Source organism: Saccharothrix sp. NRRL B-16314, assembly GCF_000716595.1.
Classification (GTDB): Bacteria; Actinomycetota; Actinomycetes; order Mycobacteriales; family Pseudonocardiaceae; genus Actinosynnema.
The window spans coordinates 1-315 of record NZ_JNXC01000224.1 but is presented as its reverse complement, the minus strand read 5'-3'; the positions used below and the strand labels follow the sequence as shown (position 1 = coordinate 315).

General features: G+C 69.5%; 1 protein-coding gene. It reads left to right on the top strand.

The features are described from left to right. Positions 1-21: 21 nt before the first annotated feature. A partial coding sequence (locus OQ02_RS39750; protein WP_197043738.1) for a hypothetical protein occupies positions 22-315 on the top strand: 294 nt, incomplete at its 3' end.

The following is a 315-nucleotide window of genomic DNA, read 5'->3' as shown; positions in this document are numbered from 1 at the left end:
TTTCCGTTGAACCCCACACGGTTGAACGATCCACTGCCTTCCCTCGACGACGCCGCGCACCGGATCGTCGCCCGGGCGACCGCCGCCGAGGAACGCTTCTGGCTCGTCCTCGACGACTGCGACCGGCTGGACCCGCAGGCCGACGTGTGGGACGCCATCGGCGTCCTGGCGCGCGCGATCTACGAACACACCCCGGTACGGACCGAGAGCGTGCCCCGCCTCGTGCTGCTCGGCTACGCCACGACGATGCGTCAACTCCCGTACGAGGTGCGGAAGAACGAGTGCCGGGACACCACACGACCGGCGGACGAGGGC